Here is a 680-nt window from a genome sequence, read left to right on the forward strand (position 1 = left end):
CATATCGGATCATCTGGGCCGCATCCTCGACATGAATCCATGACAGCCACTGCCTTCCCGTTCCGATCGTTCCGCCGGCCAGAAACTTATAGGGGAGAACCATAAGCGGTAGAGCACCTCTTTCTCCAAGCATCACGCCAAATCTTGCATAAACCGTCCGGATGCCCATCGCTTCAATATTCTGTCCTTCCTTTTCCCACAGGTGTGCAGTATGGCTGAGAAAATCCTCATCTGACGTTGCAGAATCCTCTGTGAAAGTTTTCTCAAGGCTTGTCCCGTAAATACCCACGGCACTGGCTTGGATCAATGTCTTCGGCTTCTCCTTCTGTTTCTGAATAAGCCGCTGCACTTCACGCGTCGCATTGATACGGCTGGAGAGAATGTGCTGCTTCGTTTTTTCTGTCCAGCGGCCAAAAATCGATTTTCCCGCAAGGTTTATCCAGACATCAATATGAGGAAGTTCCTGCTCCGGGGCGGCTCCTTCCGTCAGCCATTGCACATATGTCATATTTTTTTGTTCAGTTTCTCTTGCGTTTCTTGATAAAATATAAACATGGTGTCCCTGGCGGATAAGAACGCCTGTCAGATGCTGGCCGAGAAAACCGGTTCCGCCCGTCATTGCGATATTCATGAACATCTCTCCTCATCGTTCTAATAAATATACTTTACCTCATTGTAAT

General features: G+C 47.9%; 1 protein-coding gene. It reads right to left on the reverse strand.

What is annotated here, in order from left to right; translation table 11 throughout:
- On the reverse strand, positions 1-631 hold a 631-nt coding region (locus ACWHAR_RS27740; RefSeq protein WP_452088522.1), incomplete at its 3' end, for a TIGR01777 family oxidoreductase.
- Between the last annotated feature and the right edge of the window lie 49 nt (positions 632-680).

The sequence above is a fragment of the Bacillus sp. LR--39 genome (genome assembly GCF_053613335.1).